The sequence below is a fragment of the Mangrovibacterium sp. genome (assembly GCF_059905295.1).
In genome coordinates, this window is sequence record NZ_JBZQJF010000208.1 from 1 (window position 1) to 14,381 (window position 14,381).

Sequence of the window (14,381 nt, forward strand, 5' to 3'; positions counted from 1 at the left end):
TTTCCCATCTTTATCGAAAGCAAAACGCTCTTTGGTTTTCAGCTGCTTCACGCGCGGATTTTCCTCCATCGGGTGATTAACCTCAACCGGACGATCTTCCATTTTATCAACCGATTGATTTGAGAACATCATATCGCCTAATAAGTTGGGCTGTTTTGACATGTCCATCAATGGCGATACTGCCGGGTCGATAGCCAGTTTCACGCCCCAGCTAATCAAATCGGTTGTAGCCGACTTCAGGCCTTCCAAATCAGCTTCGGTTGTTACACCGGCTTTCACCAACTCGGCTCCAAACCACAGGATGGAATCAACCGCTTGCCAGGCTTCAACTTCCTCTTTTGAGCGGTATGACGATGCATCAGAAGGTGAGTGGCCACTGAAACGGTAAGTCAGCACATCCAGTAACACAGGACCGCGTTTTTCCTCGATGATTTTACGCTTGCGTTTGTAGGCGTCAATCACAGCCAATGGGTTATAACCATCTACACGCTCAGCATGTAGCTGGTCCGCATTCAGCCCTGCACCAATACGAGCAGCCACATTATAGCCCATCGTCTCACCACAGGTTTGTCCGCCCATACCATATTGGTTATTCATGATATTGATGATCAGTGGCAGTCCACCTTTCATATCGCCTTCCCACAATTCGTTGAACTGATCCATTGTTGCAAAAGTCAAACCTTCCCATACCGGACCACAAGCCATCGACGCATCGCCGATGTTAGCCACCACAATACCATCCTTACGATTCACTTTTTTGAACAGCGCCGCACCAACGGCAATATCGCCTGAGCCACCAACGATTGCATTATTGGGATAAACCCCGAATGGCGTAAAGAAAGCGTGCATCGATCCACCCAATCCCCGGTTAAATCCGGTTTCGCGAGCGAAGATTTCGGCCAGCGTACCGTAAATCAGGAAGCGGATGGCTTGTTGCTTCACAGTGCCCGAGAAATTTTCTTTCACCGGAGCAAATGTTTTTCCGTCGAAGTGATTTTCCATCACCTGTGTCAGTTGCTCGTCATTCAATTGGTGAATAGCCGATAAACCTTTGGCTAAGATCTCGCCGTGTGAACGGTGCGAACCAAAAATAAAATCTTCGGCACCCAAGGTGTAAGCCATACCAACGGCAGCAGCCTCCTGCCCAATCGACAAGTGAGCCGGGCCAGGGTGGTTATAGGCAATACCATTGTATTCTCCCTTGGTCTTAATCTCATTCAGCATGGTTTCGAACTCGCGGATTACCAACATGTCGTGATAAATACGCAGAAAATCGTCATTCGAGAAATTAGCTTTTTCTTCCTCGATCGTTTTGTTGTATTGGTTAACAGGAATCGGCTTGAAAGTTACTTCGCCAGCCTTCCTGACATTTTGCGGATCAATAAATTGTACTTTAGGCATTTTATAAGATTATTAGATTGTTAGATACTGGATTAATCGATTGTTTCAAGTTTCATGTTCCAAGTTTCAAGTGGAGGAACATTTTCGGTTATTTATATTTCTTACCTTTCATTTCAGACTCCTTCAGATAGCTCATCAGGCCATTCAGCATTTTGCTAATTTCGACTACCGCTTTATAAGCTGAGTCAAATTCGAGCTGAGTGATATATCCGTTGTCAATTGTGCGATACAGTTGTGACCTGCATTCTCCACATGAGCCTTTACAGATGGCTAGAAATTGAATAAACTCTTTGTTCCCATCACGTTCAAAGCCTTCGGCAATATTGTCCATAATAGAACCGGAAGAAGCTTTGATCTGACTGATTAGCCTGTAGTCTTTAGCAAATTCAGGTTTCAACGTCAAAGCATGAATTACCTTGCATAGCTCGCGAGAAGCTTGCCATACTTTCAAATCTTCAAAACTTTGCACTTTACTCATTCTTTCGGGCTCTTGGAACTTAAAACTTGAACCTTGGAACTTTTTAAAACTGAAATATTGTTTCTTTGATAATTTCACTTACTGTTGGATGCGGGAAAACGATCTCCTCAACATCCTGAACTCTTAGCTGGGCTTCAATTAAGGCGCAGGCTCCCCAAATCATTTCGGAACAAGCTCCACCGACTAAGTGAACACCCAGAATTTCTTTATATTTCTTACCAACGATTACTTTGCAAAAACCGTCTTTACCTTCATTTTCGGCAATAAAACGGCCGGCATAGGCCATTGGTAATGTGCGAACCTCAACATCAATTCCTTTGGCTTTGGCGGCCGACTCAGTTAAGCCAACGCCTGCAGTTTCGGGATGGGTATACACCACGCCGGGAATTGCGTTATAGCGCATCACATCTTTACGCCCGAGCATATGATTAACGGCCACCTCACCTTCGCGACTGGCAGTATGTGCCAACAGCGAAAATCCGGTAATATCCCCGGCAGCATAAACATTCGGTACATTCGTACGACAATACTGGTCGATTTTTACGCCCTTAGGCGAAAACTCAACACCAATATTCTCCAGCCCGATTCCCTGCACATTCGGCCGACGGCCAACCGACAAGAGAACCTCTTCTCCGGTTATTGATTGTACTTTTCCATCTTTCTCAAAAATGACTTCTTTACCTTTCAATTCAGTCACTTTAGCACTCAGATGATAATCGATTCCGCGTTTCGTGAATTCCTTCCGGATAAAGGCTGCAATTTCTTCATCAACACCGGTCAATATTTCCGGTAACATTTCAATCACGGTAACCTTGGTTCCCATCGCATTGTAGAAGTCGGCAAACTCGGTACCGATGACGCCACCACCAATAATCACCAAGCTTTTAGGTAATTCTTTCAACTGAAGAATTTCACGATTGGTTAGCACCAGGTCTTTATCCAAGCCGGGAATTGGCGGAACAGCCGCTTCGGAGCCGGAACAGATCAACAAGCGGTTGGCTTGATAGTCCTTACCTTCAGCAGTAAGGGTAATCAGTTCTCCCCGCTTCTCTTTAATAGCAGCTTCGGCCATTACAACTTCAGCTTTGGCATGCTTCATTTTCATGCCCACGCCCGACACCAGCTTTCTGACGACTTTGTCTTTTCGCGTCATTATCTTTTTGAAATCGAAGCCTACACCATTGACTTCAATTCCGTACTTCGACGCTTCGTGCGCATATTCCAGCACTTTGGCTGAATTCAAAAGGGTCTTGGTCGGGATACAACCTTCGTTCAGGCAGACTCCTCCAAGTGCTCGTTTATCGAAGATGACCACGCTCATGCCTTTTGCTCCGGCACGTTCGGCCGCAACATAGCCCGCCGGGCCACCTCCCAAAATTGCTATATCGAAAATGTTACTCATGGATTCAGATTGTCAGGTTCTCAATTTGTTCTTTAATTTCACGCAGGAACAAAGTTGCTTCACCTCCGTCCAGTGCCTGATGGTCGTAAGTGAGTGATAAGCCCATCATGGGTACGAAACCATAAACTCCGTCACCCAAATCCTTCGGACGCGGAACAATGGTACATACTCCCAGAATTGCGGTTTGTGGCAGGTTGATAACCGGCGTAAACATCTCAACGCCATAATTTCCTAAGTTTGAAACGGTAAAGCTGGCAGCCTCCGGCTTCAGCAATTCAGGATCAACATTGCCTTTACGGGCTGCACCTGCAACCGATGACAACTGAGAAGACAAACCTTCAATCGAAAGATCATCGGCATTTTTTACGGCTGGTACCATTAAGCCACGCTCAGTATCAACAGCAAGCCCCAGATGCACTTTCTTAAACCAGCGCATACTGTCGCCTATAAAGTGGGTATTTACCTGTGGAAATTTCTTCAGAGCCTTAACAACTGCAAAGCACACCAAATCGTTGATTGTAATATTTTGTGAGATCTCACCGGCTTCCAGTTTCTTTTTGAACTGCTTGCGCAATGCCATTACCTTTCGGGCATCAGCACTCATATGGTGCGTTAATTGTGCCGAGTTTTGAAGCGACTGGTGCATTGCTTTTGCAATCAGCTTCCGGATATTCGGCAACTTCTTCACCTCAAAATCATCACCATATACCGGATTGTAATTAATCAGGTCGGCAGCAGCAACGCGTCCTCCCAGCCCAGAGGTCTCTTTCGCTGGTTCTAAACCTTCAGCTTTTGCTTTTTCCTGTGCCAGCGGAGTCATCTTCGGCAAGCTTTCAGCAGCCACTTCAACATCCTGCGCAATAATTCGGCCATGTGGTCCGCTTCCTTGAATTTGCTCATAAGCAACACCCATTTTTTCGGCCATCACTTTAGCACGCGGTGATATTTTCACTTTGCCTTCCGGTTTATCAACCAGGACAACTTCCTTTTTTTCTTCTACTGGTGCAGCTTCTTCAACCACTGCCGGAGTTTCTTCGGGAGCAGGACTTGCACCGCCCGGACGGAATTCGTCCACACTTTCACCTTTCGTTCCAAGGACCGCAACATTGGTCAACACCGGAACTTCATCACCAGCCTCGAAGAAGATGGCTAATAATTCACCATCTTCTTTGGCTTCTTCTTCAAATGTTGCTTTATCGGTTTCGTAGGAGAAAAGGATATCTCCCGTTTTCACGGGATCTCCAACTTGCTTATACCACTCTCCAATGATACAAGTCTCAACAGATTGCCCCTGACGGGGCAAAATTACTGGAATAGCCATAGCGGAATTTATTTCGTTTTTTAGTTTATGGTTCGTTTCTGATTTTGATTTTACCCTGAAGAATCATCTGGATGCCCAGAGTAACATCAAACTTGTAAATACATTTATTTGAGACAATCGATTTGAGACTCACTCAACTCACAGGTCTCAACAACAAACGATTTACGCTTGTAAACTTATATCTTTAAACTTGTAAATACAAGTTTGAAATTGAATTTTAATATTTTTTCTTACTTTTGATCTAAAATCAAGCTCAAACGAATACACATAGGGATTTGGAATTTAATTCACCCACCTATTGCAAGAGCACAAACAAACAAGCTTGTAAAGACAACATGATGACAGAAGGTAAATTACCACAATACAAAAAGCTATACGAAACACTTCGAAAACACATTCTTTCAGGCGTATACGAAGAAGGTAGTCTACTCCCTTCAGAGAATGAATTGTGCGCCGTTCATAACCTGACACGCCCAACAGTCAGGCATGCATTGGAAGCATTAGTACAAGACGGTTTCATTTCTAAAAAACAAGGAAAAGGAAGTATCGTCAGAAAGCCTCCTCAGGACATTGGCATCCTGTCAATTTCAGGAACATCATCGGCAATCGGGAAAGATTTTCTGCAAACACAAATACTGCAAAAGCCGCAAATTATCCCTTGGCCGGATCATTTTCATTTTGAGATAACGGATATTGAACGGGATTGCGGTTGTGTTTACATGGAACGTTTGCGAATTGTAAACGGGCAACCTGTCTTTTACGACATTAACCACATTCCCAATTTTAACCTGCCCCGGTTTACAAGCCGCAACTTCGAAAACAAATCACTTTTCGACATACTGAGAACTCAATATCAAATTGAAGTAAAAGGTGGGCAACAAAAATTAAAAGCCATGAAAGCCGACCAGGCTATCGGTAAGCTTCTGCATATTAAGAAAGGAGATCCGGTGCTCTATATTGAACGAAAACTATACACAAACCGGGAAAATTTTAATATCTATTCAACTATTTATTTCAACTCGGAAAAGCACGCAATTTTTGGCAACTTTTAAAGATGAAAAAAGGTGGACATCCGTGCAACCACCCCTAATTGCACTCTTCTTACGAAGAAAGGACACCCACCGTAAAAGTTTTGCCACAAATAACGAATATTTTATGGTTTCGTCAACATATTATATAACAGGCACATCACCCGAAACTTTTTTTATTCACCTTAGCCGTTAACACAAGAATCAATCCAATAATTAACCTCGAAATAGCCCCTAAAAGTTTCTTTGTTTTCTTGACTTTAATAATCCTACTTGTTTAGGTCATATTCATTTATAATTCAGAATTAATCTGCATCTTTGCCTTTCAATTTTAAACGACATTGGAAACACTCTGACCGTTCGTAAAAATGAATTGGGACAGGCAAAAATTTGTCAATTAAAGGCTGTAAAAAACAACGCACTAATGAAAGTATTGAAATTTGGCGGAACATCCGTTGGAAGCATTGAAAACATGAACGCAGTAATGAATTTAATTACTGACGGAGAAAAAAAACTGGTTGTATTATCTGCGATGTCAGGAACGACCAACGCCTTGGTCGAAATTGCAGATTACTTACACAAACGCAATAAAGATGCAGCATTGGTACAAATCCTGAATCTTGAAAAAAATTACGAAAACATCTTAAAGTCACTATACAAAACAGCTGAGGCAAAAAAGGCAGCACAAAAGGCCATCAAATCAGCTTTCGACACCATTAAATCATACACAGCCGGAGAATTCACAGATCTGGGATCACGCACAATTGTAGCCCAGGGAGAGTTAATCTCGACCGCACTGTTCACCGAGCTTATGAAGGAAAACAAATTCAAAACAAAACTCCTTCCTGCACTTGATTTTATGCGAATCGATGCGGAAAAAGCGGCAGATATGCACGCTATAAAACCGCTAATTGAAGAAACCCTGGATGCAGTTGGTGAAGCTGATTACTATATTACGCAAGGTTTTATCTGCCGCAATATCGATGGCGAGATTGACAATCTGCAGCGTGGAGGATCAGACTACACAGCCTCATTAATCGGTGCAGCAGTCCAAGCTGAGGAAATCCAAATCTGGACTGATATTGACGGCTTTCACAACAATGATCCCCGCTACGTTCAAAACACCAAAAAAATTGAGCAGCTATCGTTTAGTGAAGCTGCCGAATTAGCTTATTTTGGTGCAAAAATCCTGCACCCACAAACGGTATTACCTGCCAAACTGTATAACATTCCGGTACGCTTAAAAAACACGATGAATCCGTCGGATAGCGGAACATTGATCACCCACGATTCAAACGGAGCAGGCATCAAAGCAGTAGCTGCCAAAGACGGTATTACGGCAATAAAAGTTCGCTCTTACCGCATGCTGATGGCCTATGGTTTCATGAAAAACCTGTTCGAAATTTTCGAGTTTTTCAAAACACCAATCGACATGGTTACAACCTCGGAGGTTGCCGTTTCGGTAACCATCGACAACACCAAGAAATTGCCGAATATTGTTCGCGAACTAAAAGAGTACGGCGAAGTAGAGGTTGATGAAGACCAAAGTATCATTTGTATCGTTGGAGACCTGATTGCTGACGAGCACGGATTTGCCGCAAAAGTATTTACTGCTTTGGAAGGAATTCCTATTCGTATGATTTCGTACGGCGGAAGTCGCCATAATATCTCAGTTCTTGTTGCAACGAAAGACAAGCAAACAACACTTCAGGCCTTAAGTGATCATTTACTGGCATAAAAGGAAATACCCTGAAAATAAAAAAGCTCCGAAGTATATTCGGAGCTTTTTTTTGCCATAATTCCCTAAATTTCATGCTCCAAAATGAAGAAATAAGGAAGTTTCAGCCAAAACATGAAAAACATTCAATTAATATCGTCATATAATTTTCATGCTAAGAAAATAAGTCTACATTTGTTGTCTATACATTTTATTTTTTATTGATTATGAACATTTTTGTAGGAAACCTCAACTACAATCTCACAGAAGATGATCTGAGAGAGATTTTTGAGGAGTATGGTGAGTTAAGTTCTGTAAAGTTAATTTCAGACAAATTCACTGGAAGAAGCAAAGGCTTCGGTTTTGTTGAAATGGCTAATGCTGATGAAGCAAAAAAAGCTATCGAAGAATTAAACGGAGCTGAGCTTGAAGGAAGAACCATGGTTGTGAACGAGTCAGTTGAAAAACCTCGTGACAATCGTAGATCTGGCGGCGGTGGTTTCCGTGGCGGTAACAACCGTGGCGGTAACAGCGGCGGTGGCTATGGTCGCAGAGACAACAATTACAGATCTAACTACTAATCACATTTAGTATGAAAGGTACTGTTAAATGGTATGACGCCACCAAAGGTTACGGTTTTATCTTGACTGAGGACAACAAAGATATCTTTGTACACCACTCAGGTTTAGTTAATTCCTTTGATGGACTAGAGCCAGATGAGACTGTTGAGTTCGAAATCGGCGAAGGCAAAAAAGGACCGGTTGCAACCAACGTAACTAAAGTAGATTAATCTCGAAATTACGCAGAGGCCCTCAGGGCTTTTCTGATTAAGATATTTTTCAAGCTTTGTTTATTTAAAACCCGAAGAAATTCGGGTTTTTTATTTTTTAAGAGGTCTGTTTACGATCCGTACGACTTCTTGAGCTCAAGCAAGCTTACACAAACACCAATTCAGTCGGTTCATGGCGGGAGGTTAACTCAACCCGAAATCGACTACGTAAGCCTTCAAATACTGAACCAGCCAGCTCAGGCGTATTGTTTTCCCCCGAAATATGACTTAAGAAGATTGTTTGTAAATGATCCCCCGCGAACTCATTGGCCAGCTCAAAAGCCTGCACGTTCGACAAGTGACCGCGTTCAGAGGCAACACGTTCTTTCAGATAATAGGGATAGGGTCCGTTGCGCAACATATCTTCATCGTAATTACTCTCCAAGAATACAGCATGACATTGCGAGAAATGATCCCTGACCCGTTCGCAAGCCACTCCAATATCTGTCATCACACCAATATTCCGGCCGGCATAACCAACCCGAAACGAACAAGCATCAGCAGCGTCGTGTTGCTTCGAAAATGAATGGACTTCAAACTTCCCTATCGTAAATGATTCATCAGCTTCAAACCAAACCGGATCTAACGGGCGGTTAGCCTTACTCAACGCCAAAAAAGTTTTTTTGGTAATATATACAGGAATCTGCAACCGCTTACTTAAAACACGAGCTCCCCTTGCATGGTCGGCATGCTCATGCGTAATCAGGATGGCCGTAATCTTCCTTTCGTCAATTTTCTTCGTCTGAAACCGCAATTGCAGCTGTCTGGCCGACAAACCGGCGTCGACTAACAAAGCCTCGTCGTCGTTGCCAATATAATAGCAATTGCCATTGCTACCGGAAGCCAATGCACAAATTTCAAGCTTACTCATGTTCAAATTCAATCCTGGATAAAAGCTCAGTTACAGTGATGTTTGAGCCACTTATACAATACTCAGCCTGCTCATAAAACGGCCGGCGTTTTTCAAGCATGCCTTCAATAAAACCAACCAACTCTTCGGCAGTCTTATCTTTTACTAGAGGACGTTCAGTTTTGGATTTTCTCAAACGATCAGCCAGCTCCTCGGCATCAACATCCAGGAAAATACAAGTTCCGCTCTGGTTCATCACCTGAACATTATCGAAAAAACACGGAGCTCCCCCCCCTGTTGCAACCACAATATCTTCAAATTCAGATACCTCGTGCAAACAGACCTGCTCCTTTGTCCGGAAACCGGCCTCCCCTTCTTCTTCAAAAATTTGGGGAATAGTTTTGAAGTATTTCTTCTCCAGATATTTATCCAGATCCAGGAATGACAACCCCAGTTTATGGGCCAACTCCTTTCCCAAGGTAGTTTTGCCACAGGCCATATAGCCAATTAAATAGATTCTCATTTAGAACAACGACATTTGGTTTTTATCATCTTCTTCATCATCCTTCTTCCGATTAATTTCGAACGGCACATCATCGTCTGAATCAGGCTCGGGTTCTTCATCCAGCTGTTCATGTTCGTCCTCATCTTTCACAATCGGCTCTATTTCGGTAATATTCTCAACGTCATAGTTTGTCAGGCGCTTACCACGTGCCTTATGCGATTTAATGCCAATAAATTCAGCGACCTCAACAATCTCATTCTCGCGTTCAGCATTTTTACCGCCAAAGGTAATTTGTAATCTCGGATAATGTACCCAAGTCACACTAATCAATTTATTTCCATCGTTATCGCCAATAAAACTTACTCGTTTACCATGTATTTCATCAATTTGAAAACGCTTCACATAGTAGAAATCCTGATCGGCATCGTAATAGACAACCGACAGGACTTTATCGGCATCAAATTTCTCAATGGTCAAAATATCCTGATCAAAGTGATTACTTAAGTCGAAATTATACAACTGGTAATCACCATTTTTATACAACACCAAGATTTGATCATCGCCCTGGAACTCGCCGATATATTTACCACGACCATCTGAGTTGAGACGGAAAACATCATTATCAAACCAAATTTTTCTTCCTCCCAATGTTGAGATACCCTTTTCTTTCAACACAACACGATGCAGTTCGTATTTCGATAAAATGTTCCCCATCGCACCGCGACCTTTAATTGCCAAATCACCCATATCCACTTCATACATCATCCGTTTCAACCGGGCTTTAGGCTTAAGGGTTACTTTCAGAATTTCAGCTTCACCGTTCGGGTTAGCACTAAAATACCAAATCTTCGAACCAGCAGTACCTTTGGTCACATCATATTCTTTATCGCGGGTTACACCAGTAACAGCGAATCGTTTCATATAATAGAATCCTTGTTTTCCATCGCGATACACTACATTGTAAATCGTCCGTTTATCATTTTTCTTAAATACCGCCAGATGTAGAATATTCTTACCAATGAAGGCCTTATCAGAAACCTTCGTTATAAAGTAAGTTCCGTCCTTCCGGAAAACAATAATATCGTCAATATCGGAACAATCACATACATATTCAGACTTCTTCAGACTTGTCCCCATGAAGCCTTCCTCATAATCGACGTAAAGCTTCTCATTCGCAACAACCACCTTGGTTGCGACAATATTCTCGAAACTCCGCAATTCAGTTTTACGCTCTTTCCCTTTTCCGTATTTATCTTTTATACGTTGGAAATATGCAATACTGAAAGGAATGATATGCTCAATATTGTAGTCAATTTCTTTAATCTCTTCTTCAATTGAACGAATATGATCGTTGGCCTTATCGGTATTGAATTTCAGGATACGGGCCATGCGAATTTCCATCAATTTCAGAATATCTTCACGCACAATCTCACGCACAAGTTTGGGCTTCCAAGGTTCCAGTCGCTTATCAATGTGAGCCACTGCCTCATCCATATTTTCAGCCTGTTCAAACTCTTTATCCTTATAAATTCGCTCTTCAATAAATATTTTCTCCAATGAAGCAAAATGAAGGGCATCCAACAATTCGCCCTTCCGGATCTCCAATTCCAGTTTCAATAGCGAAACTGTTTGATTTGTATTCCGGGTTAGAATTTCACTTACCCCTAAGAACAAAGGCTTGTCATTTTCAATAACACAGGAGTTCGGAGAAATAGACACCTCACAGTCGGTAAATGCGTACAAGGCATCAATCGTTTTATCGGATGAAACTCCCGGTGCCAAATGCACCAGTATTTCAACCTTATCCGATGTATTATCGTCGATATGCTTTATCTTAATTTTCCCTTTATCGTTGGCTTTAATGATCGACTCGATGAGTGAGGTGGTCGTTTTGCCATAAGGAAGTTCGTTAATAACAAGCGTTTTACTGTCTTGTTTTTCGATCTTTGCGCGAACCTTAATTGCTCCCCCACGCAAGCCATCGTTATATTTTGAAATATCGACAGATCCACCGGTAGGAAAATCAGGATAGAGTTCGAACTCCTCCCCCTCCAAATAAGCGATTGAAGCATCAATCAGTTCTACAAAGTTATGCGGCAATATTTTCGAGGCCAAACCAACAGCAATCCCCTCGACTCCTTGTGCCAACAAGAGCGGAAACTTAACAGGCAAGGTAATTGGCTCCCGATTTCGACCATCGTATGACAATTTCCAGTTGGTTGTTTTAGGGTTGAAAACAACATCAAGGGCGAACTTCGACAAGCGAGCCTCAATATAACGAGGCGCTGCAGCACCGTCGCCGGTCAAAATGTTACCCCAGTTCCCCTGGCTGTCAACAAGCAGTTCTTTCTGCCCGAGCTGCACCAAAGCATCACCAATCGATGCATCACCATGCGGATGATACATCATTGTCTGACCGATGATATTCGCCACTTTATTGTATCGTCCATCATCCATCTCACGCATGGCATGCAAGATACGTCGCTGCACCGGTTTCAAACCATCATTAACGTAAGGTACTGCCCGTTCAAGAATCACATACGACGCATAGTCGAGAAACCAATTTTGGTACATCCCTGACAAATACGTGATGTTACCCTCTTTTTCCGAACCGGACTGATCTGTTTTAATTTCCTCTTCGCTCACCTTAAATCGATTTAAAAATTGCTGTTAAACTTCATCCTTCTCAACATACAGGTTCTCAATAATGAATTCCTGCCGGTCGGGTGTATTTTTCCCCATATAAAACTCAAGCATCTGCGACACCGACTCATGCTTTTTCATCAATACCGGTTCCAATCGAATTTCAGGGCCAATGAAATTTTTAAACTCATCGGGAGAGATCTCACCCAACCCTTTAAATCGGGTAATCTCTGCGGCCTTCCCACATTCGGCAATAGCCGACACGCGTTCTTCTTCGGTATAGCAGTAAAATGTCTTCTTCTTATTGCGAACCCTGAACAGAGGAGTTTGCAAAATATACAAATGTCCTTTTTTAACGACCTCGGGGAAGAATTGCAAAAAGAAAGTAATGAGTAACAACCGAATGTGCATACCATCCACATCGGCATCGGTTGCAATAATTACCTTATTATACCGAAGGTCATCCATGCTTTCTTCAATGTTCAAAGCAGCCTGCAGCAGGTTAAATTCTTCGTTTTCGTAAACCACTTTCTTTGTTAGGCCATAAGTGTTCAGCGGCTTTCCTTTCAAGCTAAATACAGCCTGCGTATTTACATCGCGTGATTTAGTAATTGAGCCACTAGCCGAGTCCCCCTCGGTAATAAAAATACTCGAGTCGGCCTTATTATCCTTTGTCGAGTTAAAATGAACCCTGCAATCGCGCAACTTACGGTTGTGCAGACTCACTTTTTTCGCCCGTTGCTTGGCCAGTTTCTTAATACCGGAAATTGCTTTTCGCTCTCGTTCCGATTCCTGGATACGTCGCAGCAACACCTCTGCGACATCTGCATTTTTATGGAGATAATTATCTAATTCTTTTTGAACGAAGTTAACCACGTGATTACGCACCGATGGTCCATCCGGCCCGATATCGCGCGACCCTAGTTTCGTTTTTGTTTGTGATTCGAAAACAGGCTCTTCTACCTTGATTGAAATTGCGGCAATAATGGAAGCCCGAATATCCGACGGATCGAAGTCTTTCTTATAAAAGTCCCGGATTGTTTTCACCAAAGCTTCGCGAAAAGCAACCAAGTGAGTTCCACCTTGTGTCGTATGCTGCCCGTTCACAAACGAGTAATAGTCCTCGCCATACTGATTTCCGTGAGTCAGAGCCACCTCAATATCCTCTCCTTTCAAATGAATGACCGGATAAAGTGATTCCGTATCGAGGTTCTCTTCCAGCAGATCCTTCAAACCGTTCTTACTCTGGTAGCGTTCACCATTGCAATAAATCGTCAAGCCGGCATTCAGGAACGAATAGTTCTTCATCATGTTTTCCACGTAATCGCTGCGAAAGCGATAATTGCGGAAAATATCCAGATCGGGGACAAAACTCACCTCAGTTCCATTCGCCTGATCAGTTGCAACAACGTCTTTTTCCTCAACAACCTGCCCTTGCGAGAAAATAATTTCTTTCACCTCTCCCTCGCGAAAGGCTTTAATATTAAAAGTTGTCGATAATGCATTCACGGCTTTAATACCAACGCCATTCAATCCAACTGACTTTTTGAATACCTCCGAATCGTACTTAGCCCCGGTATTCATTTTAGAGGCCACATCCTTTAATTTTCCAAGCGGAATGCCACGTCCATAATCCCGGATGGAAACAATCTCATTCGAAACACTCACCTCAATTTTTTTACCAAAGCCCATCATAAACTCGTCAATCGAGTTATCAATCACTTCTTTCAGCAACACATAAATACCGTCATCGCTAGCTGTACCATCACCCAGCTTCCCGATATACATACCCGGGCGCTTGCGGATGTGTTCCTGCCAATCTAATGTTCTAATGGATCCTTCGTCGTACTTTGGAGTCATAATTTGAATTGAATTTATCGCAAAGATAAAGAAAGCAAAAGTGCGCAAATTTTGAAAGCGAATGTCAATAACTAACGCCAAACCGTTAAAAAATAATCATACGAAAAGGAGCAAAAAAAAACGCTTGCTATTAAAAGGAAAGAGCAGTGGCAACTTAACGGCAGGGTGCCATACCCCCTCCGGAACGTTTTTCCCGTTATGGCAGCGTGCCACACCTCCACTGGAGCATTTTTCTCGTTGTGGCAATGTGCCACGCCTCCACCGGAACATTTTTCTTGTTGTGGCACGGTGCCATGCCTTCCCGAACGGTTGGGGAGCTCGTGGCACGGTGCCACGCCCCCTCAAAA

At 42.8% G+C, this 14,381-nt stretch carries 12 protein-coding genes; 4 read left to right on the forward strand and 8 right to left on the reverse strand.

Going from position 1 to position 14,381, the window contains the following annotated elements; translation table 11 throughout:
• The 4 genes from AC37HE_RS10845 to AC37HE_RS10860 form a co-directional block, all read right to left on the reverse strand.
• Positions 1-1,401, reverse strand: a 1,401-nt coding sequence (locus tag AC37HE_RS10845) for a thiamine pyrophosphate-dependent dehydrogenase E1 component subunit alpha (protein ID WP_500782862.1), incomplete at its 3' end; no start/stop codon positions are given.
• An 88-nt stretch (positions 1,402-1,489) separates the two neighbouring features.
• Positions 1,490-1,879, reverse strand: coding sequence for a four helix bundle protein (locus tag AC37HE_RS10850; protein WP_500782863.1), 390 nt, complete (start codon positions 1,877-1,879; stop codon positions 1,490-1,492).
• 43 nt (positions 1,880-1,922) lie between these two features.
• The gene (gene lpdA / locus AC37HE_RS10855) at positions 1,923-3,281 is read right to left on the reverse strand and encodes a dihydrolipoyl dehydrogenase (RefSeq protein ID WP_500782864.1); all 1,359 of its coding nucleotides are present in this window, start codon (positions 3,279-3,281) and stop codon (positions 1,923-1,925) included.
• A 4-nt stretch (positions 3,282-3,285) separates the two neighbouring features.
• Positions 3,286-4,602: a dihydrolipoamide acetyltransferase family protein gene (locus tag AC37HE_RS10860; protein WP_500782865.1), complete on the reverse strand. Its 1,317-nt coding sequence runs from the start codon at positions 4,600-4,602 to the stop codon at positions 3,286-3,288.
• A gap of 335 nt (positions 4,603-4,937) precedes the next feature.
• On the opposite strand from AC37HE_RS10860, the gene AC37HE_RS10865 reads away from it, so the two are divergent.
• From AC37HE_RS10865 to AC37HE_RS10880, 4 genes are all read left to right on the forward strand, one after another.
• The gene (locus AC37HE_RS10865) at positions 4,938-5,654 is read left to right on the forward strand and encodes a GntR family transcriptional regulator (protein WP_500782866.1); all 717 of its coding nucleotides are present in this window, start codon (positions 4,938-4,940) and stop codon (positions 5,652-5,654) included.
• Positions 5,655-6,054: 400 nt separating this feature from the next.
• The gene (locus tag AC37HE_RS10870; protein ID WP_500782867.1) at positions 6,055-7,368 is read left to right on the forward strand and encodes an aspartate kinase; all 1,314 of its coding nucleotides are present in this window, start codon (positions 6,055-6,057) and stop codon (positions 7,366-7,368) included.
• A gap of 206 nt (positions 7,369-7,574) precedes the next feature.
• Positions 7,575-7,928: an RNA-binding regulator gene (rbp, locus tag AC37HE_RS10875; RefSeq protein WP_500782868.1), complete on the forward strand. Its 354-nt coding sequence runs from the start codon at positions 7,575-7,577 to the stop codon at positions 7,926-7,928.
• Between the two features lie 11 nt (positions 7,929-7,939).
• Positions 7,940-8,137, forward strand: a complete 198-nt coding sequence (locus tag AC37HE_RS10880) for a cold-shock protein (RefSeq protein ID WP_500782869.1) — start codon at positions 7,940-7,942, stop codon at positions 8,135-8,137.
• A 145-nt stretch (positions 8,138-8,282) separates the two neighbouring features.
• Here AC37HE_RS10880 and AC37HE_RS10885 read toward each other — a convergent pair whose 3' ends face one another.
• Genes AC37HE_RS10885 through AC37HE_RS10900 form a run of 4 tightly spaced genes read right to left on the reverse strand, consistent with a single transcriptional unit; the run spans position 8,283 to position 14,034 of the window.
• A complete protein-coding gene (locus AC37HE_RS10885) occupies positions 8,283-9,047 on the reverse strand; it encodes an MBL fold metallo-hydrolase (protein ID WP_500782870.1) in 765 nt (254 codons plus the stop codon).
• Positions 9,040-9,549 (reverse strand): shikimate kinase, encoded by a 510-nt coding sequence (locus tag AC37HE_RS10890; protein ID WP_500782871.1) that lies wholly within the window; start codon positions 9,547-9,549, stop codon positions 9,040-9,042. The genes AC37HE_RS10885 and AC37HE_RS10890 overlap by 8 nt, the downstream gene beginning before the upstream one ends.
• Complete coding sequence (locus AC37HE_RS10895) at positions 9,550-12,177, reverse strand: DNA gyrase/topoisomerase IV subunit A (RefSeq protein ID WP_500782872.1); 2,628 nt, start codon at positions 12,175-12,177, stop codon at positions 9,550-9,552.
• Positions 12,178-12,201: 24 nt separating this feature from the next.
• Complete coding sequence (locus AC37HE_RS10900; protein WP_500782873.1) at positions 12,202-14,034, reverse strand: DNA topoisomerase IV subunit B; 1,833 nt, start codon at positions 14,032-14,034, stop codon at positions 12,202-12,204.
• Between the last annotated feature and the right edge of the window lie 347 nt (positions 14,035-14,381).

Bases quoted from the DNA above. Each gene is read 5' to 3' on its own strand.
- lpdA (WP_500782864.1), bottom strand. From the start codon at position 3,281: ATGAGTAACATTTTCGATATAGCAATTTTGGGAGGTGGCCCGGCGGGC.
- rbp (WP_500782868.1), top strand. From the start codon at position 7,575: ATGAACATTTTTGTAGGAAACCTCAACTACAATCTCACAGAAGATGAT.
- AC37HE_RS10860 (WP_500782865.1), bottom strand. From the start codon at position 4,602: ATGGCTATTCCAGTAATTTTGCCCCGTCAGGGGCAATCTGTTGAGACT.
- AC37HE_RS10890 (WP_500782871.1), bottom strand. From the start codon at position 9,549: ATGAGAATCTATTTAATTGGCTATATGGCCTGTGGCAAAACTACCTTG.
- AC37HE_RS10885 (WP_500782870.1), bottom strand. From the start codon at position 9,047: ATGAGTAAGCTTGAAATTTGTGCATTGGCTTCCGGTAGCAATGGCAAT.
- AC37HE_RS10900 (WP_500782873.1), bottom strand. From the start codon at position 14,034: ATGACTCCAAAGTACGACGAAGGATCCATTAGAACATTAGATTGGCAG.
- AC37HE_RS10865 (WP_500782866.1), top strand. From the start codon at position 4,938: ATGATGACAGAAGGTAAATTACCACAATACAAAAAGCTATACGAAACA.
- AC37HE_RS10870 (WP_500782867.1), top strand. From the start codon at position 6,055: ATGAAAGTATTGAAATTTGGCGGAACATCCGTTGGAAGCATTGAAAAC.
- AC37HE_RS10850 (WP_500782863.1), bottom strand. From the start codon at position 1,879: ATGAGTAAAGTGCAAAGTTTTGAAGATTTGAAAGTATGGCAAGCTTCT.
- AC37HE_RS10880 (WP_500782869.1), top strand. From the start codon at position 7,940: ATGAAAGGTACTGTTAAATGGTATGACGCCACCAAAGGTTACGGTTTT.